General features: G+C 41.5%; 21 protein-coding genes. 14 read left to right on the top strand and 7 right to left on the bottom strand.

Features of this window, described 5'->3' with window-relative positions:
• Nucleotides 1–164: 164 nt before the first annotated feature.
• From M1E93_RS05225 to M1E93_RS05250, 6 genes are all read left to right on the top strand, one after another.
• Nucleotides 165–1,112: an IS30 family transposase gene (locus M1E93_RS05225; RefSeq protein ID WP_140035165.1), complete on the top strand. Its 948-nt coding sequence runs from the start codon at nucleotides 165–167 to the stop codon at nucleotides 1,110–1,112.
• A gap of 136 nt (nucleotides 1,113–1,248) precedes the next feature.
• On the top strand, nucleotides 1,249–1,725 hold the full coding sequence (locus M1E93_RS05230; protein ID WP_014656592.1) for a WG repeat-containing protein: 477 nt from the start codon (nucleotides 1,249–1,251) through the stop codon (nucleotides 1,723–1,725).
• A 382-nt stretch (nucleotides 1,726–2,107) separates the two neighbouring features.
• Nucleotides 2,108–4,261 carry a carbon starvation CstA family protein gene (locus M1E93_RS05235; RefSeq protein ID WP_340607258.1) on the top strand — a complete coding sequence of 718 codons (2,154 nt, stop codon included), beginning with the start codon at nucleotides 2,108–2,110 and terminating at the stop codon, nucleotides 4,259–4,261.
• 70 nt (nucleotides 4,262–4,331) lie between these two features.
• Nucleotides 4,332–4,535, top strand: coding sequence for a YbdD/YjiX family protein (locus tag M1E93_RS05240; protein WP_004922653.1), 204 nt, complete (start codon nucleotides 4,332–4,334; stop codon nucleotides 4,533–4,535).
• A 23-nt stretch (nucleotides 4,536–4,558) separates the two neighbouring features.
• The gene (yjiA, locus tag M1E93_RS05245) at nucleotides 4,559–5,533 is read left to right on the top strand and encodes a GTPase (RefSeq protein WP_014656591.1); all 975 of its coding nucleotides are present in this window, start codon (nucleotides 4,559–4,561) and stop codon (nucleotides 5,531–5,533) included.
• Nucleotides 5,534–6,316: 783 nt separating this feature from the next.
• Nucleotides 6,317–7,264, top strand: coding sequence for an IS30 family transposase (locus tag M1E93_RS05250; protein ID WP_140035165.1), 948 nt, complete (start codon nucleotides 6,317–6,319; stop codon nucleotides 7,262–7,264).
• Nucleotides 7,265–7,750: 486 nt separating this feature from the next.
• On the opposite strand, the gene M1E93_RS05255 is transcribed toward M1E93_RS05250, so the two are convergent.
• Nucleotides 7,751–9,070, bottom strand: a complete 1,320-nt coding sequence (locus tag M1E93_RS05255; RefSeq protein ID WP_004922642.1) for a serine dehydratase subunit alpha family protein — start codon at nucleotides 9,068–9,070, stop codon at nucleotides 7,751–7,753.
• Nucleotides 9,071–9,269: 199 nt separating this feature from the next.
• Entirely contained in the window at nucleotides 9,270–10,622 is a 1,353-nt protein-coding gene (locus M1E93_RS05260; protein ID WP_004922637.1) for an MATE family efflux transporter, read from the bottom strand.
• Nucleotides 10,623–10,838: 216 nt separating this feature from the next.
• Between M1E93_RS05260 and M1E93_RS05265 the strand changes: the two genes are divergently transcribed.
• Complete coding sequence (locus tag M1E93_RS05265) at nucleotides 10,839–11,735, top strand: diaminopimelate dehydrogenase (RefSeq protein WP_014656589.1); 897 nt, start codon at nucleotides 10,839–10,841, stop codon at nucleotides 11,733–11,735.
• Between the two features lie 384 nt (nucleotides 11,736–12,119).
• Here the strand turns inward: M1E93_RS05265 and M1E93_RS05270 are convergent, their stop codons facing one another.
• Together M1E93_RS05270 and M1E93_RS05275 are read right to left on the bottom strand one after the other, a co-directional pair.
• On the bottom strand, nucleotides 12,120–12,947 hold the full coding sequence (locus tag M1E93_RS05270; protein WP_004922623.1) for a phosphoenolpyruvate hydrolase family protein: 828 nt from the start codon (nucleotides 12,945–12,947) through the stop codon (nucleotides 12,120–12,122).
• Nucleotides 12,948–12,957: 10 nt separating this feature from the next.
• On the bottom strand, nucleotides 12,958–14,181 hold the full coding sequence (locus M1E93_RS05275; protein WP_014656588.1) for a Tm-1-like ATP-binding domain-containing protein: 1,224 nt from the start codon (nucleotides 14,179–14,181) through the stop codon (nucleotides 12,958–12,960).
• 310 nt (nucleotides 14,182–14,491) lie between these two features.
• On the opposite strand from M1E93_RS05275, the gene M1E93_RS05280 reads away from it, so the two are divergent.
• Nucleotides 14,492–15,124 carry a TetR/AcrR family transcriptional regulator gene (locus M1E93_RS05280; RefSeq protein ID WP_014656587.1) on the top strand — a complete coding sequence of 211 codons (633 nt, stop codon included), beginning with the start codon at nucleotides 14,492–14,494 and terminating at the stop codon, nucleotides 15,122–15,124.
• Between the two features lie 55 nt (nucleotides 15,125–15,179).
• On the opposite strand, the gene M1E93_RS05285 is transcribed toward M1E93_RS05280, so the two are convergent.
• Complete coding sequence (locus M1E93_RS05285; protein ID WP_004922612.1) at nucleotides 15,180–15,590, bottom strand: GNAT family N-acetyltransferase; 411 nt, start codon at nucleotides 15,588–15,590, stop codon at nucleotides 15,180–15,182.
• Between the two features lie 149 nt (nucleotides 15,591–15,739).
• Here M1E93_RS05285 and M1E93_RS05290 point away from each other — a divergent pair, with 149 nt between their 5' ends.
• The gene (locus M1E93_RS05290) at nucleotides 15,740–16,795 is read left to right on the top strand and encodes an AbrB family transcriptional regulator (protein ID WP_004922609.1); all 1,056 of its coding nucleotides are present in this window, start codon (nucleotides 15,740–15,742) and stop codon (nucleotides 16,793–16,795) included.
• A 37-nt stretch (nucleotides 16,796–16,832) separates the two neighbouring features.
• Here the strand turns inward: M1E93_RS05290 and M1E93_RS05295 are convergent, their stop codons facing one another.
• Complete coding sequence (locus M1E93_RS05295) at nucleotides 16,833–17,180, bottom strand: YacC family pilotin-like protein (RefSeq protein ID WP_004922605.1); 348 nt, start codon at nucleotides 17,178–17,180, stop codon at nucleotides 16,833–16,835.
• Between the two features lie 247 nt (nucleotides 17,181–17,427).
• Between M1E93_RS05295 and cueO the strand changes: the two genes are divergently transcribed.
• Both cueO and hpt read left to right on the top strand, forming a co-directional pair.
• On the top strand, nucleotides 17,428–19,053 hold the full coding sequence (gene cueO / locus M1E93_RS05300; protein WP_053110371.1) for a multicopper oxidase CueO: 1,626 nt from the start codon (nucleotides 17,428–17,430) through the stop codon (nucleotides 19,051–19,053).
• Between the two features lie 362 nt (nucleotides 19,054–19,415).
• A complete protein-coding gene (hpt, locus tag M1E93_RS05305; protein WP_014656584.1) occupies nucleotides 19,416–19,952 on the top strand; it encodes a hypoxanthine phosphoribosyltransferase in 537 nt (178 codons plus the stop codon).
• 82 nt (nucleotides 19,953–20,034) lie between these two features.
• Here the strand turns inward: hpt and can are convergent, their stop codons facing one another.
• Nucleotides 20,035–20,688 (bottom strand): carbonate dehydratase, encoded by a 654-nt coding sequence (can, locus tag M1E93_RS05310; protein WP_004922593.1) that lies wholly within the window; start codon nucleotides 20,686–20,688, stop codon nucleotides 20,035–20,037.
• 258 nt (nucleotides 20,689–20,946) lie between these two features.
• Between can and M1E93_RS05315 the strand changes: the two genes are divergently transcribed.
• The 3 genes from M1E93_RS05315 (at nucleotide 20,947) to M1E93_RS05325 (ending at nucleotide 23,961) form a co-directional block, all read left to right on the top strand.
• Nucleotides 20,947–21,888, top strand: a complete 942-nt coding sequence (locus tag M1E93_RS05315; protein WP_004922590.1) for an ABC transporter ATP-binding protein — start codon at nucleotides 20,947–20,949, stop codon at nucleotides 21,886–21,888.
• The gene (locus M1E93_RS05320; protein WP_004922587.1) at nucleotides 21,885–22,655 is read left to right on the top strand and encodes an ABC transporter permease; all 771 of its coding nucleotides are present in this window, start codon (nucleotides 21,885–21,887) and stop codon (nucleotides 22,653–22,655) included. The genes M1E93_RS05315 and M1E93_RS05320 overlap by 4 nt, the downstream gene beginning before the upstream one ends.
• A 754-nt stretch (nucleotides 22,656–23,409) precedes the next feature.
• On the top strand, nucleotides 23,410–23,961 hold the full coding sequence (locus M1E93_RS05325; protein ID WP_004922584.1) for a fimbrial protein: 552 nt from the start codon (nucleotides 23,410–23,412) through the stop codon (nucleotides 23,959–23,961).
• The last annotated feature ends 31 nt before the right edge of the window (nucleotides 23,962–23,992 follow it).

The raw sequence follows: 23,992 nt of genomic DNA on the forward strand, positions 1-23,992 counted from the left end.
TTTATTAAGGTTTTTTGGGGTTTTCTTATTATTAATAAGTAAATGAGCTAATTAACTGAGCGCGAATTCAGATAATAAGTGCAACGCTCGGTCATGTTAGATGGAAGGACGGTTAGCTACTGATAAGCTATCCTGCTCTTCCGACCAAAGATGAGCGAGTAAGTATGAAGTATCAGCAACTAACCGAAGGACAACGATACCAGATATCGATACTGCGTGAGGATAATTTATCCTGCCATGAGATAGGTATCCGTATCGGTGTAAGCAAGTCCACGGTCTCCCGTGAACTGAGGCGTAACACTTCAGATACTGGTTATAACCCACAACAGGCACACCAGAAGTGCTGTGATAGGCGGCTGTCATCTGCCAAAAGGACAATTCCTCAGCAGACCATAGATTTCGTGATATTTGCTCTGGAGTGGAAGTGGAGTCCTGAGCAAATAAGTGCAATTGGCAGCATTATTGGTCTTAGCGTCAGCCATGAATGGATTTACCAGTATATCTATGCGGATAAGCGTAGCGGTGGCGAGTTGTACAGGCATCTTAGGCAGGGCAAACGGCGATATCGTAAGGGCTACGGGCAGAAACGAGGGCGCATCCCTGATGCGGTATCCATTGAGCTACGGCCGTCAGTCGTCGATGACCGTAGCCGTCTGGGGGACTGGGAGGCCGATTTGGTGCAGGGTAAACAGGGCACTGGTGCTATCGTGACACTGGCAGAACGCAAAAGCCGTATTTACCTGACAAAAAAGGTGTTTTCAAAGGATGCGGTGGAAGTCAGTAAGGCCATTATCTCACTGCTGAGTGAGTATCAGGATGTATGTCACACAATAACGTTCGATAACGGTCTAGAGTTTAGTGAGCACAAGGCGATAGCAGAAGCACTGAACGCAGATACGTACTTTGCCCATCCGTATGCCTCGCATGAGCGTGGGCTGAACGAGAATACGAATGGGTTGTTAAGACAGTTTATCCCGAAAGGAACAGACCTGCGGACAGTGACAGAAGAAGACTTACAACGCTATCAGGGAGCGTTGAACAGCAGGCCACGCAAGTGTCTGGGGTTCAGACAACCTTCGGTGGTGTTTGCGGAGCTAAGAAAGGCGGCTTAGCGTTGCACTTCGGACTTGAATCCGCCGATTGTTTTTTATTAGAGTATTTGCTGATTTTCGCTGTATTCTTAGTTTGAATATTAGTGGCATCCGCTATATTGCATTAATACAACTGATTGGGGTGAGGAAGTCGAAGATGAAGCAAGGTTTGATTGGGCTGTTATGCGTATTACCGAGCATGTTATTTGCTGATTCACTACATGAGCAATTTGCACAATTGATAGAAGCACCAGAAAAAACATTAAATTGCTTTGAAGCCGACTCTGCATATCGCTTTTGTTTAAAAAATCTCCCTAATCAAGGAATAGTTGTGGTCGACCAACAGGGCAATGAAGCCTATCGACCTTATTATTTTGATAATTGGCCTGATGAGCCTAAAAATGGGCTTTATCGTATCCGCCAAGGTGACAAAATTGGTTTTGCTGAGGCAAAAACAGGCAAGGTCGTGATTGAAGCAAACTATGATTGCGCCTACCCTTTTGAGAATGGGAAAGCCCATGTAGGAATAGGTTGCCAACGGGAAACGGATGGTGAGCATAGCTGGTGGGTTGGTGGCCATTGGGTATGGATTGATCTGCAAGGAAATAGGATAACCGCTCATCCTGCATCGTGAGATTTTACGACTATTCGAGTTTTATTTAACAAACCATTTCATTTATACCATTTCCATTAATATGATTAACTTATTGATAATCAACTGTTATTGTTAAGTTAATCACACTTTTTTCGTCTTTGCCATTTCGATAAAACCATTCGCAGTGAAAAACTGACCGCTTAATTTTGTATGCAACCGCTCGCACTGACTTTAGACATTCGCCAATAGATATTTTCTACCATAGAGACCATGGCAGAGCTCAAATTTTTTCTTATTGCACGGTGATAACGACTGCCAAAAAGAGACTTAGTAATGATAAAGAACGGTTCTTTGAATCGATTTGTTATTGATAAGTCAATAAAACATAAGAGAAGTTCGTTTTACCTCAGAAGGGTGTTTTATGAACAAAAATGGTATTTTAAAGCACATTCCTTGGATGATCCTTGGGATTATCGGTGCGATTTGTCTAGGTGTGGTTGCACTTAGACGCGGAGAACACATCAGTGCGCTGTGGATTGTTGTGGCTTCTGTGGCGGTTTATCTCATTGCTTATCGTTATTACAGTTTGTATATCGCGAAAAAAGTGATGAAGCTCGATGAAACGCGAGCGACACCCGCGGTCATTAATAATGATGGCTTGAACTATGTTCCTACAAATAGAAACGTTCTATTCGGTCACCACTTTGCTGCAATCGCAGGTGCAGGGCCACTTGTAGGGCCAGTCTTAGCAGCACAAGTCGGTTACTTACCAGGCACCTTATGGTTATTGGCTGGGGTGGTACTGGCTGGTGCAGTACAGGACTTTATGGTGCTATTTATCTCTTCTCGCCGTAATGGTGCATCATTAGGGGAAATCGTTAAAGAAGAGCTTGGCCCTATTCCGGGAACCATTGCGCTTTTCGGCTGTTTCCTCATCATGATCATTATCCTTGCAGTATTAGCGTTGATCGTGGTTAAGGCACTAGCAGAAAGTCCATGGGGCGTGTTTACGGTATGTTCAACAGTACCGATTGCGCTGTTTATGGGAATCTATATGCGCTATATCCGACCCGGACGAGTGGGGGAAGTTTCGGTCATTGGTATTGTGTTACTGATCTTGTCGATTTGGTTCGGTGGTGTTATCGCTCATGACCCATATTGGGGTCCTGCACTGACCTTTAAAGACACTACAATTACTTATGTTTTAGTTGGTTATGCGTTTATCTCTGCATTATTACCTGTTTGGCTGATTCTGGCGCCTCGCGACTATCTCGCTACCTTCTTAAAAATCGGTGTGATTGTCGGTTTAGCGATTGGGATTGTGATTTTAAATCCTGAGCTAAAAATGCCAGCGGTCACTCAGTTCGTTGATGGCAGTGGCCCAGTTTGGAAAGGCACGCTGTTCCCATTCTTATTTATTACGATTGCTTGTGGTGCCGTATCGGGTTTCCATGCCTTAATTTCGTCAGGGACAACGCCTAAGTTGTTGGCTAACGAAAAAGATGCTCGCTATATCGGCTATGGTGCGATGTTAATGGAGTCGTTTGTCGCGATCATGGCGCTAGTTGCAGCTTCAATTATTGAACCTGGCCTCTATTTTGCGATGAATACTCCACCAGCCGCTTTAGGTATCACTATGCCGAATCTGCATGAGCTTGGTGGTGCTGACGGTACGGCAATCCTAGCACAACTGAAAGATGTCACGGCACATGCTGCGGCAACCGTCAGTTCATGGGGCTTTGTGATTTCACCTGAGCAAATTATGCAAACGGCAAAAGATATCGGAGAGCCTTCCGTATTGAACCGTGCAGGGGGGGCACCGACGTTAGCGGTAGGCATCGCGTATGTATTCCATGAAATCATACCTGCTGCTGATATGGGTTTCTGGTATCACTTTGGTATCCTATTCGAAGCACTGTTTATCTTAACTGCATTGGATGCAGGAACGCGCTCAGGTCGTTTTATGTTACAAGACTTATTGGGTAACTTTGTACCTGTGCTGAAAAAAACCGATTCACTGTTGGCTGGGATTATTGGTACAGCCGGATGCGTTGGTTTATGGGGATATTTATTGTACCAAGGCGTGGTTGACCCACTGGGCGGCGTGAAGAGCCTATGGCCTCTGTTTGGTATTTCGAACCAGATGCTGGCGGCAGTTGCCTTGGTGCTCAGCACCGTAGTCTTAATTAAGATGAAACGCAGTAAATATATCTATGTCACTGTGTTACCAGCGGTTTGGTTATTGATTTGTACAACTTGGGCATTAGGTTTGAAACTGTTTAGTGATAACCCTCAACTCGAAGGTTTCCTCTATTTAGCTAAGTCTTATAAAGAGAAAATTGCGGCGGGTGGTGCTGACTTAACGGCTCAGCAAATCACTGACATGAATCACATTATTATCAATAACTACACAAACGCAGGGTTAAGTATCCTATTCCTAGTTGTTGTCTACGGTATTATTTTCTATGGTATCAGAACAGCGATGAAGGCGTATAAAAACCCAGAGCGTACCGATGCTGAAACACCTTATGTACCGGTGCCTAAAGAGGGCGTGAAAACCTCATCTTCACACTAATCTTTAGTGTATAAAATGGTGCCCTGCATTGTGAGTAAACATGATGTAGGGCATCTGTATTGGAGAGCATATGTTTGGAAATTTAGGCAAAACAGGTAAGTACTTAGGGCAGGCTGCACGTATGTTGATAGGCATTCCTGACTATGATACCTATGTACAGCACATGAAAGATAATCATCCAGACAAACCGATTATGACTTATAAAGAGTTTTTTCGTGAGCGCCAAGATGCGCGCTATGGTGGAAGCGGTAAAGGTGGATTTCGCTGCTGTTAATTAATGACGTCATGAGGAATACAATGAAACCAATCTCTGTCACGATTTTGACCGGTTTTCTCGGTGCGGGCAAAACCACCTTACTACGCCATATTCTTCAAGCAGATCATGGGCATAAAATCGCAGTCATCGAAAATGAATTTGGTGAAGTGCCAATTGATAATGCCTTAATTGGTGATCGTGCGACACAAATAACGACATTGAGTAATGGTTGTATTTGTTGTAGCCGCTCTAATGAGTTGGAAAATGCTTTGCTCGATTTACTTGATGGGTTAGATAGTGGGAAACTCGACTTTGATCGCTTAGTGATTGAGTGCACAGGAATGGCAGATCCCGGTCCTATCACTCAAACTTTTTTTTCTCATGAAGTGCTTTGTGAACGTTATTTATTGGATGGCATTATTACATTGGTGGATGCGGTTCATGCAAATAAGCAACTTGATGATTTTGCGATAGCGCAGGCACAAATTGGCTATGCTGATCGGATCTTATTAACGAAAACGGATGTTCAGCCTGAGCATGAAAGCTTAATTGAACGCTTACAGCGCATCAATGCACGGGCACCCATCTATCCCGTGACCCATGGTGAGATTGACCTCGATTTACTGTTTAATATTCAAGGTTTTTTACTCGATTCACAACTGAAAGTGAATCAACCCACTTTCCGCTTTACCCCTAAACAGCACAATGAAGTGAATTCTATCGTTGTTGAATTTGATTACCCTGTTGAGTTAATGGCGGTCTCTGATGTTATGGAGTCTCTACTGCTAGGATTTGCGGATAATTTATTGCGTTATAAAGGGATTTTATCAATCAAAAACGAGCCGAAAAGGCTACTATTCCAAGGGGTTCAACGCTTATATAGTGCTGATTGGGATAGCGATTGGGCAGAGAATGAGCCGCGTCACAGTGTTTTGGTGTTTATTGGGATTAATTTACCAGAAAATGAAATACGCCAAAAATTCGCACAACTCCAGACGAATAATGAAGAGCTATAAACATATCGATAACCCCTTTCCTGACTGCTAAGGGAAGGGGCGATAATAAACATACGAATCTTAACTTAACATCATAGCTTTTCATTGGTTCCAATATTAACTTAACCAAAATTAAATGGGTTAAATTTCTTGTCTCATAGGAACGGTACAAAAATATCAAAACTAAATTTTAATAATTTCAAAAGGAAACTTATTCTTTATTTTAAGGGGAATTTTAGGTTTGGAAGGGTAAAAGTGTGCTCTAATCGAAAATAATGGTTATAGATTATCGACCTTACTCATTTTTATTCTATTATGAATTAGTATAAAGAATCAGTAATTAAATGATCCATTGGCTTATGTTGATAGAAAAACGAAAAACCAGCGTGATAAGTTAATTTGCTATTATACTTTTAGTGATGCTATCGCGATATAACGTTCACCATCAATGATACTAAATTTAGTATCGTTGTTTTTATTGGCCATTTTATTAGTTCGGCCTTGGTTCTGTTGAAATAAACACGACTTACTCCACTGATATAACCAATAATAACAAGATTTTTTAACCCACTTTTACTAGCAAATACACTAGGGTGCCAAACAGGGCTAACTTACGTGTCTATCCTAACAGCGGCACCTTGACTGCAAGGGACTGAGAAAAAAGGAGATTGAAAGTTTATTAAATGCGATTTAGCCAAATCGCGAATTCAGATAATAAGTGCAACGCTCGGTCATGTTAGATGGAAGGACGGTTAGCTACTGATAAGCTATCCTGCTCTTCCGACCAAAGATGAGCGAGTAAGTATGAAGTATCAGCAACTAACCGAAGGACAACGATACCAGATATCGATACTGCGTGAGGATAATTTATCCTGCCATGAGATAGGTATCCGTATCGGTGTAAGCAAGTCCACGGTCTCCCGTGAACTGAGGCGTAACACTTCAGATACTGGTTATAACCCACAACAGGCACACCAGAAGTGCTGTGATAGGCGGCTGTCATCTGCCAAAAGGACAATTCCTCAGCAGACCATAGATTTCGTGATATTTGCTCTGGAGTGGAAGTGGAGTCCTGAGCAAATAAGTGCAATTGGCAGCATTATTGGTCTTAGCGTCAGCCATGAATGGATTTACCAGTATATCTATGCGGATAAGCGTAGCGGTGGCGAGTTGTACAGGCATCTTAGGCAGGGCAAACGGCGATATCGTAAGGGCTACGGGCAGAAACGAGGGCGCATCCCTGATGCGGTATCCATTGAGCTACGGCCGTCAGTCGTCGATGACCGTAGCCGTCTGGGGGACTGGGAGGCCGATTTGGTGCAGGGTAAACAGGGCACTGGTGCTATCGTGACACTGGCAGAACGCAAAAGCCGTATTTACCTGACAAAAAAGGTGTTTTCAAAGGATGCGGTGGAAGTCAGTAAGGCCATTATCTCACTGCTGAGTGAGTATCAGGATGTATGTCACACAATAACGTTCGATAACGGTCTAGAGTTTAGTGAGCACAAGGCGATAGCAGAAGCACTGAACGCAGATACGTACTTTGCCCATCCGTATGCCTCGCATGAGCGTGGGCTGAACGAGAATACGAATGGGTTGTTAAGACAGTTTATCCCGAAAGGAACAGACCTGCGGACAGTGACAGAAGAAGACTTACAACGCTATCAGGGAGCGTTGAACAGCAGGCCACGCAAGTGTCTGGGGTTCAGACAACCTTCGGTGGTGTTTGCGGAGCTAAGAAAGGCGGCTTAGCGTTGCACTTCGGACTTGAATCCGCCAACTAAGATTATTAACAATTAATAGTTGTTAGATAAACATGTTACAAAAAGAAATGTTTAACGGGGAATTGTTAGAAAGTATTAATAAAGTATAAAAAAATATGAATATGAATAAATCAAAAATTATTACTATCAATAAGTTATAGGTTTCTGGTTTTTTGCCATATAAATAAGAAATAATAATGATTGTAATATATTAAATAACGCTCCACTGCATACATGCCAAGTTTAAATAAAAATTACCGATTATTTGGTTAACATCTACATTTTATTGAGCAACAGCACTATGCTCGACCTCTATTGAGCTAAATTATCTACAAACCCATATTTAAGTATTATTGTAAGAATTATCTTAGTTATTTTCTACTGTTTTTATCTGTTTTTTTAATATTTTTAGATGCCATAAAAAAAAACAGGCCACGAATAATTAGTGGCCTGTTTTTCTTGAATTTTGATTATGTTAGCGCGCTTTTGCAGCCATTATTTCAATAATTTGAACATCGGTGTGCCTCATAGAGCCGGTAGCTAAAGCGCATAAGTTAGCTATGGATTGGTCTACATCGTCGGACACGATGCCATCAGAGCCTCTTACACAACTGTTGTCGAGAGCCATTAACACGGCTTTATAGGCGGCGCTAGCGCTGGTTGAAACCTTCATCGCACAACTGTTTGATGCACCATCGCATATCATACCACTGACATCGCCAATCATACTGCTAATTGCCATTGCGACAACCTCATAACGTGATTCTAGCAACCAAGCGATCCCCGCCGCAGCTCCCATTGCGGCTGTTGTTGCAGCACACAGCGCAGATAAGGCGGGCAGTTGATTATGGATATAGATTGCCATTAAGTGTGACAACATTAAGGCGCGAGCTAACTGCTCTTCTGTTGATTGTAAGTAGTCAGCAGTGACAACAACAGGCATTGTCGCCGCTATACCTTGGTTACCTGAGCCGGAATTACTCATTGCGGGTAATACGGCTCCACCCATACGTGCATCTGAAGCTGCCGATGTTCTGATCATAATTTCTGACATGAGATCTTTCGACAGCAAGCCTCTATCTCGCTGAGATTGCAACGTTTTACCAATATGCAGACCATAAACATGGCGTAGCCCTTCCTGAGACAGGGCATCATTTAAATGTGCGGCTTCTAAAATAAAGCGGATATCTTCAAATGGCGCTTGTGTTGCAAATTGATAAACAGCTTTGGCCGTGACAGGGGGAAGTGTCACGTCGGCAGCACAATCCACAGGGGATTCATTTTGTTGCGTTTGTTGGGTGCTATCAAAAATAACAGTATCGTTATGGATCATTTTTACGACATGCGTATGAGTACCCGCGATAACGACAGTTGCTGAGCCTTTATCTGTAAATACCGTTGCCTCTGAATAGATCACATCATCACAGGGATGCTTAATATCGACAGTAATAAGGCCCTGCGCCAACATATTTTTACTGCGTTCAATGGCACTCGTTGAGGCTGACTTTAATACCTCTAGCCCAGCGTCGGCATCCCCTCCAACAGCACCTAATGCCGCTGCAATTGGGAGACCCACCATGCCCGTTCCCGGTACGGTCACTCCCATGCCATTTTTCATTAAGTTAGGGGAAACGAATGCGGTGACACGAGTGACCGTACCACCAACGCAAGCAGCGGCTTTTGCTGCTGCTAAGGCTAAAGAGATTGGCTCAGTACAACCTAAAGCAGGTTTGACTTCTTGTTTTACTGCATGGATAAAATACTGCCAAAGAAGTGGCTGAGCTTGAACTTGCATAATGAATTCCCCTAAAGAACACCTGTTTAATAAGGATATTTTAAAGAATTATTGGGAGAAAATTTTCACTATGTTAGAGAAGATAAAATTGTTTGAGAGAAATTTTTTCTATAAAGATGCGAATAGTAAAAAATAAATTTCAAGTTTGAGCTTAATCACAAAAAATCCTGCCTAAGCGATAGGCAGGATAGTATTGGTTTTAAGACTCACTTTCGAGATCAAGTCTCTTACTTTGCCATCGACGAGAACGCCAACGCCATGCGTTAGTTAAACCACGTAACCATTCATCGGCAAAAAAGCCAATCCAAATGCCTAATAAGCCCATTTCCATTTTTATTCCTAAGAAATAACCGAGTGGAATGGCAACTCCCCACATAAAAATAATGGCGGTGCAAAGTGGGAAGCGAGCATCTCCTGAAGCCCTAAGAGCGTTAACCATGACGATATTGATAGTACGCCCCGGCTCTAAAAAAACAGAGAGCAGAAACAGCGGTAATAACACATGAATAATATTTTGGTCATCCGTTAAATTGTTAAGGATAGGGGAACGGAATAACCAAAAGAAAAATACCACGCCAATCGTGACATAAAAGCCCATTTTTAAGCTTTTTATTCCACGACGGTAAGCCTCTTCAAAACGCTTAGCGCCAACAAGGTGTCCCACCATAATTTCATTACCAATACTGATAGAGATACCAAACAGCATGATAAAGAGTGAGAGTTGGAAATAGAGTGTTTGCGCGGCAAGAGAGGTTTCTCCCATTAAACCGATAAACGCAGATGCGGTCATAAAATGGAGGATCCACACTAAATTTTCACCCGCAGATGGCAAGCCTATATGCAGTATTTTACCTAGCATTGTACGTGACCAGCGAACCAGCAGCTGTGGCGTAAACTTGATCCTTAATCCATAGAATAACAGGCAGAACAGCAAGATAACGGCGACAATACGGCCCACTACCGTCGACCATGCTACCCCTTCAAGGCCATATTGCGGCAGACCAAAAAAGCCATATAGCACAATCATATTACCAACAACAGTGATCACGTTAGCAATGAGCGTTACCCACATAGCGGGCTGAGCTTTGCCGTACACACGCAAGCAAGCAGCAAGAATGATGGAGATGGCTTCGGGGATTAGACAAATACCAAGAATATGCAAGTAAGCATAACCATCTTCCATAAGATGGGATGGCGTATTCATGATACTAAGGATTTTATATCCAAAAAACAGCGCGATAAGAGCACTGGAAAAACCGAGTAGAAAGTTAAAAGCGATAGAAATATGAATAGCTTGGCTGGCCTTTTCACGGCGTCCAGCCCCTAAATATTGGGCGATGACAACGCTACATCCCACACTAATAAAGTTAAATATGGTAATAAAAAGATCAAATACCTGATTCCCCACGCCCATTGCCGCAAGGTAGGCGGTTGAAACATGGCTCACCATATAGGTATTGATAAGTAATGTGGCCAAATGAAGAAAAATATCAATAAATATTGGCCAACTGAGAGAAAAGAGTGATCTCTCAGTGACATCGGATTGATGCATTGAGAACCTTCAAAATAATTAAAATAAAATTCATATGGATAAAGGAAAAGCAGGCAGATTTTACCCGTATTTATGTTGAGTTAATAGAGTCTATAGGTGCTTATTTAAGGAAAAGTTAATCTTTTGTTTAATAATGATGATTCTGCTAATTTATTCCTGATTGATAGTTATGATATCAATATAAAAAGACAACATCAGAACAGTAAAGGAGTCACAATGACAAAAATTAAAGCCGCAATAGTGGGATACGGAAATATTGGCCGTTATGCACTCGAAGCGGTATTGGCAGCGGATGATTTTGAACTTGTCGGTGTGGTACGCCGTAATGTACAGAATATCCCAGCAGAATTAGCGGGGTACACCGTTGTCGATGATATTGAAAAATTAGGCAAAGTTGATGTGGCGCTTTTATGCTCACCCACACGGGCGATTGGTGATTTAGCTGAGAAAGTTTTAAGTCAGGGGATCAATACCGTCGATAGTTTCGATGTGCACTCCGATATTGTGGCACTAAAAAAACGGTTAGATAACGTTGCGAAAGAGCATAAAAGCGTTGCCGTTGTTTCCGCGGGTTGGGATCCGGGCTCTGATTCAATTATGCGTACACTCATGTTGGCAATGGCGCCAAAAGGGGTCACCTACACTAACTTTGGCCCAGGAATGAGTATGGGGCACAGTGTTGCAGCGAAAGCTATTGATGGCGTTAAAGACGCACTATCGGTAACGATTCCGTTGGGTACTGGCGTTCACCGCCGTATGGTCTATATTGAGCTTGATGCGGGCGCAAACTTTGCAGACGTTGCTAACGCGATTAAAGCCGATAGCTATTTCTCATCCGATGAGACCCATATTCGCCAAGTTGATAGTGTGGACGCGCTGAAAGATGTTGGCCATGGTGTCCATATGACGCATAAAGGGGTTTCTGGAGCAACGCATAATCAATTATTTGAGTACTCAATGCGAATTAACAACCCTGCACTGACATCGCAATTTATGGTTTCTGCGGCAAGAGCGACGATGAAACAATCTGCCGGAGCATATACCGTGATTGAAATCCCACCAGTGCATTTCTTGCAAGGTGATCTCGATAGCTTGATTGCTAAGTTAGTGTAATCACTGGATGGCATGATTGTTTTTGCTACACTCATGCCAATTCCGTTTGACCTATTTAGTCTTTTTAGATAAACCATTAACGTTGGTTTACCGCTTATTTCCCCCGCAATATCGCCATGTCGCGCAGAGTGATAATCTGAGTTTTATTTTAGGTGATCGGGCTATTTTTATGATGGCGCAGCGAACGCTTTGTTTTTCCTTGAACGCAACAAAGACAAACGGATAGCTAAGAGAATCAATTCTGGCAGGCTGTAAAAAGAAAAGCACCTACGGTGAAGTAGGTGCCCTGGTGTTGGCAAAGCCATAGATACTCGTGATATTAAAGTTGCATTATTATTAGCGGTTTATGATTACCATGGACAACTTTCATTGAGTATTAAAGTACTAACGTTTAATTGATTTAAATTTTTCGGTTGTTGCAGTGAGAGCGACCTCCGTTGGTAGGCGCTCCATGGAGCTTGCACCATAGAAACCGTGGCAGTCTGGGCAGTTCGCTAAAATATATTCCGCATCTTCTGGGGTCGCAATTGGGCCACCATGGCACAGAACGATAACATCATCGCGTACTGATTTTGCGGCTTTAGCCCAGTCATTGATTAATGGCACACAATCTTTAAGTGTTAATGCTGTCTCTGCACCAATATTGCCCCCCGTGGTTAACCCCATATGAGGCACGATAATATCTGCACCCGCTTCGGTCATTGCAATAGCATCTTCACGGCTGAAAACATAAGGGGTAGTTAATAAGCCTTTCTCATGGGCTAGGCGGATCATATCCACTTCTAAACCATAGCCCATCCCAGTCTCTTCGAGGTTAGCTCTGAAGTTACCATCGATTAAACCTACGGTCGGGAAGTTTTGCACACCCGCAAAACCTTTGGCTTTTATTTCATCAAGAAAATGATCAAATTGGCAGAATGGATCTGTGCCATTAACACCGGCAAGTACAGGCGTATGTTTTACAACTGGTAAAACCTCTTTAGCCATATCCATAACGATTTCATTAGCATTACCATAAGCAAGTAGGCCCGCGAGTGAACCACGACCCGCCATCCGGTAGCGGCCAGAGTTATAAATGACAATTAAGTCAATGCCGCCTGCTTCTTCACATTTCGCAGAAAGGCCTGTACCGGCACCACCGCCAATAATTGGCTCGCCTCGCGCGATCATCTCTTTGAATTTTTTCAGCAAGCTTTCGCGATTATGTTTCATTGATGAACCTCTATTTGTTGTTCAAAATGTCCTGGTGTAATTGAATCACTTGTTCACAAAACTCCAGTGAGTTGATGTGATATGGACTCAAAATAAGTTTGCGTTTTTCTGTTGTTATAAGATTTTCAGTTAATGCATCAATGAAGGCTTGATCGGCTTCTGGATCCCAAAATTGAGCGCCTTCAATATCCAATGCTGAGAAGCCTGCCGTTGGGATAATAAAACGCACTTCACCTTCGCAGCGGTTCAGTTTGTTAGCTATCCAGCGGCCCATCTGCTGGTTTTCTTCTTTCGTTGTGCGCATCAATGTTACTTGCGCGTTATGGTTGTAAAATAATCGATGGCGATAATGGTCGGGCACCGTTGATGGGCGTCCAAAATTAACCATATCCAATGCCCCACAAGACAGAACACAAGGGGTCTGTGTTCGTGCTATCGCACCAAATCGATCGTCGTCACAAGCTAAGACGCCGCCAAAGAGGTGGTCACACACTTCTGTGGTGGTGATATCCAATACAGAGTGCAGTAAATGGCTATCGATTAATTTTTCCATCGCTTTACCGCCACTGCCTGTTGCGTGAAAAACCAAGCAGTCATACTGTGATTCAAGTTGCTCAGTGAGCTGTTGAACACAGGGGGTGGTTACCCCAAACATCGTTAATGCAATGGCTGGTTTTGATACATCGTCTACTTTATCTTCACGGTTAAAATAGATTGAACCAGCAATTTGGTTAGCGGCATTTTTTAGCACTTTACGAGAAATCACATTTAGGCCCGAGACATCGGTGACGGAGTACATCATCGAAATATCACTTGCACCGACATATCCAGAAGTATCTCCTGATGCCATGGTGGAAACCATGAGCTTTGGAATACCAACGGGAAGTGCCTGCATCGCGGGGGTAATTAACGCGGTACCGCCGGAGCCACCTAAGCCTAAAATAGCCGCTACATCGGTTTGTGCATTGAGGTAAAGGCTAAAAGCCAATGACATTGCCTCAATCGCTCTTCCTCTGTCACCACAAAAAACGGCTTCAACACCTGCTGGGTGGAAACTGGCAACCGTCTGTGCACTAACATCTGCATCTCTTTTTAATTGTGTTGGTTGCGTAGTCAAATCTACAGTGCGTACAGATAAACCCGTCTCTTTGATCAAATCGCAGACATAGAACAATTCATCGCTTTTAGTATCTAATGTTGTTGCTATGTAGATGTATCCCTGATGTTGTTTCATAGGAAAATCCTTACAGGTTAGGAAGATGTTTAATTTCTCATCTGAATGAGACTATAGTATCATTTTGGTTGAATGTAAAATGAGATTGTAGTCTCATTTTGAGGTTGTTCAATAATTTTTAGATATTGGTTTCTTTTATGGCTTGATAAATAAGGCATATTTGAATTTTTTGTGTTTTAATTTTTTTTAAAGCGAACGATAAAAATACAAGGTGCTTTAAGAATCGGTAGCTGTCATTATGGCAAAGTGTCATGATGAGTAACCATTCACTATTTTATCGTAGCGAAATGTTTTTAAGGGGAGGGAGACGATGTCATTAACACATTCTAATCATGAATATAAAGGCACAAGAAAACGGACTTACATTTTACTCGTTAATACAGCATTAGCGCTTTTTGAAAAAGGGAGTATGCCGTCAGTCTCTGAGCTTGCCGCTGAAGCGGGAGTGTCAAGGGCTACCGCGTATCGCTACTTTCCGACGCAAAGTGATCTGATCGCTGCCACCGTTAATGCGAGCTTGGGGCCAATTTTAACATGGCAACCACGTAGCCAAAAAACTGAAGAGCGTATTGATGAGTTATTATCATTTGCCTTACCTCGGATGTTTGAGCATGAAGGCGCATTGAGGGCGGCATTGCAAGTTTCATTGCAACAATGGGCACAGGGGCGATCACTGGCGCAAGACCCTAAAGAAAAGCGTCTTGAAAGGGGGAACCGTAAAGACATTTTAACGATGGTGACCGCTCCCATGAAAGATGAGTACCCTCAAGAAATTATTGATAAGGTGATCAAAGCATTTTCAGTCATTTATGGTTCTGAAATCTTTTTAGTACTCAAAGATATTTGGAAACAAGATGATGCTGAGGTCATTGAAATCGCACAGTGGATGGCAAAAGCAATTATTAACCAAGCCACTGCGGATAAAAATGCCCAAGGGTGCTGATATATCGCACTAAAAGAACGGTAGGGGGAGTACCTATCGTTCCTGATATATAGATTTATAACGCTTTCATAAAATAATACCTTTCATGCTTAATCGGGTACTCAATCAGTGTTGAGATCACCTGATAACCTTGTTTTTCATAAAAAGGTTTTGCTTGGAAACTGAATGTATCGACTTGTGCATATTTGGCCCCCAACTCTTTCGCTTTGTTCTCCATGGCTTGTATTAATTGTGATCCAATGCCTTGCTTTCTCAGTGACTCTTCGAGCCAAAAGTAGTTAATTCGTAGCCAATTTCCGAGTGTTGAGCCTGTTATTCCGCCTAATATTTCCCCTTCTTGTTCATAAAATACGGCTAATGGGGAATGAATATCTTCACTGAAAAATTGCAAATTATAGTTAATTAATGATTGATGAATACGAGCAACTTCAGATTCAGACGGGGATGTTGTGATACGTATTGTCATAATTTTGCTTATCTCTCAAGGTAATGATGATTTATACGGTTATTTACTATCTAATAATTTAATGAATTTAAAGTATTAAGAGGATACTATTAAGACTATTACAGATAATATAGGCACGCTAACTGCTCTCGCAGTGATAGGATTTTGCGATGATAAGATTATTGAAGATGGGCTTAGGCATTGCTATTTGTGCCTTAATTGGTGGAACCCTCACTTATCTTGGCGTACCTCTCGCATTAATGTTTGGTCCAATCATTGCTGTCATTGTGTTTAATCGCTTCAAAATTCAATTTGCCATTCCAAAATATACGCTCACATTTGTCCAGATATCATTAGGAACGTCTGTGGGGCTGATGTTTAATCAAGTCTCATTGGGGCAAGTGGAAAATCTATTTCTACTCCTTTTGATGTTGGTCGTCTGTTTAGCCGTCCAATTTTCATTCAGTTACTTTTGGTTTCATCGCAAAGTCGGGTGGACAAAACAAGAAGCGATGCTGGGCTCTGTTCCGGGAGCCATGGCGGCCATATTAGCATTAACAGATCATACCCATACCCCGCCACAAAAAATTGTCATTTCTCATACGATCCGCCTCATCATTTTAATTTTGTTAGCTGGGATCGTGGTAGGTAGCAATGGGGATCCCCAGCCGTTAATTGTACTGCCATCTTTGACGTTAGAAGCAACCTTCTGGTTAACGCTCATTGTATTAACGGGGTTAGGATTAGGCTTGGTATTGCAGCGGATGCATGTTCCTGCTCCATTTATGCTGACATCATTAGGTGCTGCGACGCTGATCCAAGGCTGGCTAGATGTGCAAATCCATTTTCCGGTGATGATCACTGAACTCAGTATGGTTTTGATCGGGATGAATATTGGTAACCACTTTATTGTTTTTCCACTGTCGTCATTGATCAAAAATATCTATTCATCGGCTCAAGTGGTCATTATTAATATTTTCCTAACCTTATTGATCACACTGTTTGCTGCATGGGTGACTGGCTATCCGATTTCGGTATTGTTGCTGGCTTGGGCACCGGGAAGCATGGAAGCGATGACGTTTGCTGCAATCACAATGAAGCTGGATGCTGGATTTGTTATGTCAAATCACATCATTAGGATGGTGATTATTCAAAGTATTCCTTCCATTGCTATGTTCTGGCAAGAAAAGCGGGCGAAAAAAAAGCGTAATAGCGATGTTGGCTGATCAGTGAGCGTTGACTCCCCTCGATAAGGGGAGATGTTTATTTTACATAAGCAAATAAGCCTAATGAATCACGCGCAAGAGATTGGCATTTAAATTCTTGCGGGAGCGGGATCCCTTTTAGGTCATTGTAGCTCTCTTTGTTCAAAACAGTCATTTGGTGTGAATCGTAATCCCCTAAATCCCACTTATTGCTGCGAGCAAAGTAAACGATAGCTCGTTCAATTTCTCTATCAGGGATTTGGGTGTAGCCACAATCATATTTTAAGTAGATAAAGACCGCTGTGAGATCAGCAAGATCTTCAGCTTCGTTGGGGGTCAATGCTCTGGCAGAATGGGTTATTCCTAACAGAGTTATGATGTAAAAAATTACAGTAAATTTGCGCATTCAGTATTCTATCTGTTTTTTATGTCAAGTAACGTTAACATAACAATAGAATTGTTAGTCAAGTATATTTTTCTTAAAACTGTGTAATATACCCTTAATAAGTACATGGTTTCCTTGACCTTCCTGTAAGGGGAAGCTTTATCATTTTTGGACATTAAACCATATTTTGGCCCTAAACGGTAATCACCCACGGAGCCAGATAGTTTGAATTCGTTTATTAATTTGATAAATAAAAGGAAGGTTATCAATGTTACGTCGCGATTTCATTAAGTTGAGCGCTATCACTTATGCGGCTAGTGCACTACCGATTTGGAGCCGTATCGCTGTGGCAGCCGAAAATTACCCAACACTGGCAATCCCTCCACTGCTAGAGCCTGATGCCCAAGGTAATATCCAATTAGCAATCAAACAAGGTGCTTCCCAATTTGTTCCCGGTAAAAAAACGACAACGTGGGGATATAACGGAGACTTACTCGGCCCAGCTTTGAGCCTGAAAAAAGGTCAGAGCGTAAATATTCATATTGCTAACCAATTACCAGAAGAGACAACCGTTCACTGGCATGGCCTTGAAATTTCAGGGGAGCAGGATGGTGGGCCACAAGCGATCATCAAACCGGGCGCTAGTCGCCAAGTCAATTTCACCATCGACCAACCAGAGGCGACCTGCTGGTTCCATCCTCATACTCATGGCAAAACAGGTTATCAAGTCGCAATGGGGCTTGCGGGCCTTGTGATTATTAAAGATGAACAAAGCGACAAACATGGGTTACCAAGCCAATGGGGCGTTGATGATATCCCTGTGATTTTACAGGATAAGCGACTTAAAGATGATGGGCAAATCGACTACCAATTGGATGTGATGAGTGCGGCCGTGGGTTGGTTTGGGGATTTGATGTTAACCAATGGTGCGGTATTTCCGAAACATGTGGCACCAAAAGGCTGGTTGCGTTTAAGGCTACTTAATGGTTGTAATGCACGTAGCTTGAACATCTCAACCAGTGATGGACGTAAAATGTATGTTGTAGCAAGTGATGGCGGATTGCTCGCTGAGCCTATTGCTGTGACCGAATTACCTATCCTGATGGGGGAAAGGTTTGAAGTGCTGATTGATGCGAGGGATGGCCGCTCTTTTGACTTGCTGACACTGCCTGTTAATCAAATGGGCATGACAATCGCGCCATTTAATCAACCCTTACCTGTGTTACATATTGAAACCACAATGGGTACTGGTGCGGGGAAATTGTCTGAACAGCTCGCGACGTTGCCCGCCCTCCCTTCATTGGCTGGATTAACGCGTCGTCGTTTTCATTTAATGATGGATATGCGCTTGGATATGCAAGGGATGATGATGTTACGTGAGCGCTATGGTGAGCAAGCGATGGGTCATATGGGCGGACATGGTGGCATGATGCAAGGCCACATGATGTCGAATGGTGAAAATGGCGGTATGGGCATGATGGGGCATGGTAATATGGGCGGTATGCGTAATGGCGGAGGCCACTGCGGAACCGGCTCTGGTGAACTTGATATCCATAATGCCAATACAATTAATGGTCGGGCATTTTCGATGACGGAAGCCGCCTTTGATGCCCCTATGAATCGCCAAGAAATATGGGTTATTTCCGGTCGTGGCGATATGATGCTTCACCCATTCCATGTTCATGGAACGCGCTTTCGCATACTAAAAGAGAATGGCAAGGTTGTGGAGCCTCATCGACAAGGTTGGAAAGATATTGTTAAAGTTGAAGGCCAAGTCAGTGAGGTGCTGGTGGAATTTAAACATCCTGCCACCAAGGCGCATCCTTATATGGCGCATTGCCATCTCTTAGAGCACGAAGATACTGGCATGATGATGGGCTTCACAGTGAGTTGAGGTGATATCACTTAGCCTTGTGTATTAGGTCGTTAATGAGCCATGCTGCTATGCCCTCATTACGCCCTAATACTGAAGTGAAAAAGTCAAGGATGACATCTTTTATTCATATCTATTGCTATTGATTTTATTCGTTTTCTCATCATAAAAAGGCCATATTGCCTGAAATTGTGAAAGATGAGTTATAAAATTTATAACAAGTTATCGGATCCTCTTTTACGACAAATGGTGAGTTCTGTTATACTCCTTCCAAATTTTGTTCTCATATTTCTAATGTTGCTGTTGGTCGCGGCTTAAAAGCGTTTTGCGTCTTATCATAGAAATGTGAATTTTAGTATTCAAAACAGATAGGTAGTGGGAAATTGAAACATACACTAGAAGTGATGATCTCTGAAGAAGAGCTCAGCCAGCGAGTCAGTGAACTAGCTGAAAAAATTAGCGCACATTATAAAAATATTGATGGCGAGCTGGTCTTAGTAGGTTTATTAAAAGGTTCATTTATTTTTATGGCTGACTTATGCCGTAAGATTGAAGTCCCACACGAAGTCGATTTTATGACCGTTTCAAGTTACGGTAACGCAATGAACTCAAGTCGCGATGTTAAAATAGTCAAAGACTTAGATGAAGACATTCGCGATAAGCATGTGTTGATTGTTGAAGATATCATTGATTCAGGGAATACCTTAAATAAGGTTCGTGAGATCTTTGAATTGCGCGGTCCTAAATCCGTGGCAATCTGTACTCTGCTTGATAAGCCATCACGCCGTGAGGTTGAAGTACCTGTCGAGTGGATTGGATATTCAATCGAAGACAAATTTGTTGTTGGGTATGGTATCGATTATGCACAACAATATCGTCATTTACCTTATATTGGTCATGTCACGCTGATTGAAGAGTAAGTGAATAATATTCGATGCGTTAGTTAAAAGAAGGGCCGTTCCATGGAACGGCCTTTTATTCGTTTATCGCGATAAATAAAAATTATTTTTTATTGGTCAATTTAGCAATTGCTTCACGGTAGCAAAGCTCTAATCTTTCACGGCTATCTGCGGTAATATGCAAGTCATGTAGACGACCATTGTTGATACCGTAAACCCAACCATGGATCATCACTTTTTGCCCACGTTTCCACGCTGATTGCATAATGGTTGAGTGACCTAGGTTGTAAACTTGCTCAACGACATTTAATTCACATAAGCGATTTAAGCGTTCGCAAGGTTTTAATTCACCTAACATTGAGCTGTGTCTGTACCAAATATCACGAATATGCAGTAACCAGTTATTGATTAAGCCAAGTTCAGTATTGTCAACCGCAGCCTCAATACCACCACATCCATAGTGGCCGCAGATGATAATATGCTCAACCTGAAGGACATCAACAGCATATTGGATAACCGACAAACAGTTTAGGTCGGTATGGATAACTAAGTTTGCAACATTACGGTGAACGAAGAGATCGCCTGGTGCAGCATTGATTAATTTTTCGGCAGGTACTCGGCTGTCTGAACAACCTATCCATAAGAATCTCGGTTTCTGAGCTTTGGATAGTTCTTTAAAAAATTCAGGATCTTTTTCTTTTACGGAAGCTGACCATGCTTCGTTGTTAGCAAACAGCTCTTCAATTTTTCTCATCATGACGTATAGCCTAGTTGTGTTACTTTACGTTAAAATCTTATACAGCATTTATTTATTAATTAATATTCAGTTGTATTAATCTTTACATCCTTATGATGTGCATTTCATTCTGATTAGACAATATTGATATGACTAACCACATGAATTGGTTAGCATATACCTATTTTCTCTTTTCTGCATAACAGTGATCAGAAAAAAATGGCATCATAGTATTATATTGCTCCCAAACCTATCCAAGAATAAAGGTGTTTTTTACATATGACTTACGCACTTGAGTTATCGCAGCTCACCAAAACCTATCCAGGTGGCGTGAAAGCCTTGCGAGGAATTGATCTAAGCGTAGAAGATGGTGACTTTTATGCATTACTTGGACCTAATGGCGCTGGTAAGTCGACCACAATAGGAATAATTAGCTCATTGGTCAATAAAACGAGTGGGTCTGTTAAAGTGTTTGGTTATGATTTAGACAAGCAAGTCGTACAAGCTAAACAACAATTAGGGTTAGTTCCTCAAGAGTTTAATTTTAACCCATTTGAAACCGTGTTACAGATAGTACTTAACCAAGCGGGCTATTACGGGGTTTCTCGTTCTGTAGCCCATCAACGGGCAGAAACCTATCTTTCTCAATTGGATTTATGGGAAAAGCGCAATGAGCGCGCGCGTAACCTATCCGGTGGGATGAAGCGTCGCTTAATGATTGCACGAGCGCTAATGCATCAGCCAAAACTACTGATTTTGGATGAGCCGACCGCGGGGGTCGATATTGAATTACGCCGTTCTATGTGGAGCTTTTTGAAAAAGCTCAATGCACAAGGAACGACGATTATTTTGACCACACACTACCTTGAAGAGGCAGAAATGCTTTGTCGCAATATTGGTATTATTCAGCATGGCGAGTTAGTTGAAAATACGAGTATGAAACAATTATTAAGTCAGCTGGAATCTGAAACCTTTATTTTTGACCTTGGCACAAGAAGCCCTATTCCAGAGCTTAAAGGGTATGAAACTCGTTTAATTGATACGTCGACCTTAGAAGTTGATGTGAAAAGAGAGCAAGGATTAAATGGGGTATTTAGCCAACTTAATGAGCAAGGCATCGAAATTTTAAGTATGCGCAATAAAGCTAACCGGTTGGAAGAACTGTTTGTGAACTTAGTGAAAAAAGAAAGTCATGCCGCTCGTTTGGAGGAAGCACAATGATTTCTCTATATTGGGTCGCATTAAAGACTATTTGGATTAAAGAAGTCACACGTTTTGGTCGTATATGGGTACAAACGTTATTACCGCCAGTGATTACAATGTCTCTCTATTTTGTCATTTTTGGTAACCTGATTGGTTCCCGAATTGGCGATATGGGTGGGGTAGATTATATGCAGTTTATTGTTCCTGGCTTGATTATGATGGCTGTGATAACGAACTCCTATTCTAACGTCTGCTCCTCATTCTTTGGCTCTAAGTTCCAAAAGAACATTGAAGAATTGCTCGTTGCGCCAGTACCGACACATGTCATCATTGCTGGTTTTGTTGGTGGTGGTGTTGCTCGCGGTATTTTGGTTGGGCTACTTGTCACCATCGTGTCACTGTTCTTTATTCCACTCCAAGTACACTCTTGGAGTATGGTGATAATTACATTGTTATTAACTTCAATCGTTTTTTCACTGGCAGGGTTATTAAATGCAATTTTTGCCAAAACATTCGATGATATCAGCATAGTTCCTACTTTCGTATTGACACCATTGACCTATTTAGGTGGCGTATTCTATTCACTCTCATTATTACCTCCCTTTTGGCAAGCGGTATCAAAACTCAACCCGATTGTGTATATGATCAGTGGCTTTAGGTATGGCTTTTTAGGTATTGCTGATGTATCAATTACCGTGACATTAGGTGTATTGATGATCTTCTTTGTGATTTTTTATGGATTAACATGGTATTTAATTGAGCAAGGGAGAGGGCTAAGAAGTTAACGATATAACTTATTTTCTTATCTCAAAGTGATTTAATTTAACCCCTAATAGCTAGCTAACTATTGGGGGTTTTTTTATACCTTAATATCTATCGACGATTAGTTAGATCCCTATATTCAATTCAGATTTTTATCAATCATGAAATTAACATGGAATACAGTTACGAAAATATACTTAGTTTGGTTTCTGGCGTAAATAATATTAATAAAAAACAATCACTATAATTTATGAGATAAATATAACTAAACTGTCTTTTTGCGATATATGTTCAAATGTAACTAACAAAAAAGTATTAAAATAATTTCAATCTTAAATTTTTTTTATTTTTCGTTGGGTAGGAAAAATAGATATTCTTAACATAATGATTTTATTGTGTTTTCTGATATCGAAAAAAAATAGCAAACACAAAATAGTAGAGATATCAGCACAGTAGGGTGAAATATTGCCTTACATTTATGTATTAGAATATTGAATACTCTCTTACCCCTCGAATTGGATTTAATAGCTTTCTTGTGTTTTATTTTTGGTTTTTTGTTCTATGGTTTCCTTTTTTATAGTGTTTTGTTTAGTGATTTGTTTGTTTTTAATGTAAATTAACGGTTTTCACACGTAAACTGGATTTTACACATAAATTGCATATACTCCTATGCAGGATGGTCGAGATAAGAAATAACCTTATTAAACTATGTAATTTCATAGTGAAATACCAATAAAAGAATTAGATAACAAATTATATATTTTAGGAGTCATCAAGATGAAACTAAATAAAGCCTTATTAGTTACTTCAGCTATCACTATGTCTTTATTCACTGGCGTTGCAAATGCAGATGTCATTGATGGTAAAGAAACGGGAACTATCCATTTTAAAGGGCAATTTGTTGAATCAACTTGTACTATCGAAACAAATAATGAGAACTCAAGTGAAGGAACAGTACAGTTAGGCACTTGGTTGGTGAGCCATTTTCAAAAATCCGATGAAACAACAAAACCAACAAAGTTTGTGATTGCACTTAACGAATGCCCTGATGTTATTAAAAAAGCAAAGATCACTTTCACTGGAACTGCGGATAGTACAAATAGCAGCTTATATAAAACATCCACAGAAGTTGGTGCTGGTATTGGTATTACTCATGCTGAAAGCGATACAGCTTATATTACCCCTGGAGCACCAGCGGGTGAAATTGAACTTAAAGGAGCTAATAATAGCGGTGAGAAGGAATACTATGCCCGTTATGTGACAACTGGCCCTGTAAAAGCGGGTGTGGCTAACGCGGATGTGACAGTAACAATTTCTTATAACCAATAATGCCAAGTAAATAAACAATAATAATTAAAGT

Source organism: Providencia sp. PROV272 (genome assembly GCF_049901975.1).
In the GTDB taxonomy this organism is placed as follows: Bacteria; Pseudomonadota; Gammaproteobacteria; order Enterobacterales; family Enterobacteriaceae; genus Providencia; species Providencia stuartii.

Coding starts and splice junctions, on each gene's coding strand:
- M1E93_RS05225 (WP_140035165.1), top strand. CDS start 165: ATGAAGTATCAGCAACTAACCGAAGGACAACGATACCAGATATCGATA.
- M1E93_RS05230 (WP_014656592.1), top strand. CDS start 1,249: ATGAAGCAAGGTTTGATTGGGCTGTTATGCGTATTACCGAGCATGTTA.
- M1E93_RS05235 (WP_340607258.1), top strand. CDS start 2,108: ATGAACAAAAATGGTATTTTAAAGCACATTCCTTGGATGATCCTTGGG.
- M1E93_RS05240 (WP_004922653.1), top strand. CDS start 4,332: ATGTTTGGAAATTTAGGCAAAACAGGTAAGTACTTAGGGCAGGCTGCA.
- yjiA (WP_014656591.1), top strand. CDS start 4,559: ATGAAACCAATCTCTGTCACGATTTTGACCGGTTTTCTCGGTGCGGGC.
- M1E93_RS05250 (WP_140035165.1), top strand. CDS start 6,317: ATGAAGTATCAGCAACTAACCGAAGGACAACGATACCAGATATCGATA.
- M1E93_RS05255 (WP_004922642.1), bottom strand. CDS start 9,070: ATGCAAGTTCAAGCTCAGCCACTTCTTTGGCAGTATTTTATCCATGCA.
- M1E93_RS05260 (WP_004922637.1), bottom strand. CDS start 10,622: ATGCATCAATCCGATGTCACTGAGAGATCACTCTTTTCTCTCAGTTGG.
- M1E93_RS05265 (WP_014656589.1), top strand. CDS start 10,839: ATGACAAAAATTAAAGCCGCAATAGTGGGATACGGAAATATTGGCCGT.
- M1E93_RS05270 (WP_004922623.1), bottom strand. CDS start 12,947: ATGAAACATAATCGCGAAAGCTTGCTGAAAAAATTCAAAGAGATGATC.
- M1E93_RS05275 (WP_014656588.1), bottom strand. CDS start 14,181: ATGAAACAACATCAGGGATACATCTACATAGCAACAACATTAGATACT.
- M1E93_RS05280 (WP_014656587.1), top strand. CDS start 14,492: ATGTCATTAACACATTCTAATCATGAATATAAAGGCACAAGAAAACGG.
- M1E93_RS05285 (WP_004922612.1), bottom strand. CDS start 15,590: ATGACAATACGTATCACAACATCCCCGTCTGAATCTGAAGTTGCTCGT.
- M1E93_RS05290 (WP_004922609.1), top strand. CDS start 15,740: ATGATAAGATTATTGAAGATGGGCTTAGGCATTGCTATTTGTGCCTTA.
- M1E93_RS05295 (WP_004922605.1), bottom strand. CDS start 17,180: ATGCGCAAATTTACTGTAATTTTTTACATCATAACTCTGTTAGGAATA.
- cueO (WP_053110371.1), top strand. CDS start 17,428: ATGTTACGTCGCGATTTCATTAAGTTGAGCGCTATCACTTATGCGGCT.
- can (WP_004922593.1), bottom strand. CDS start 20,688: ATGATGAGAAAAATTGAAGAGCTGTTTGCTAACAACGAAGCATGGTCA.
- M1E93_RS05315 (WP_004922590.1), top strand. CDS start 20,947: ATGACTTACGCACTTGAGTTATCGCAGCTCACCAAAACCTATCCAGGT.
- M1E93_RS05320 (WP_004922587.1), top strand. CDS start 21,885: ATGATTTCTCTATATTGGGTCGCATTAAAGACTATTTGGATTAAAGAA.
- M1E93_RS05325 (WP_004922584.1), top strand. CDS start 23,410: ATGAAACTAAATAAAGCCTTATTAGTTACTTCAGCTATCACTATGTCT.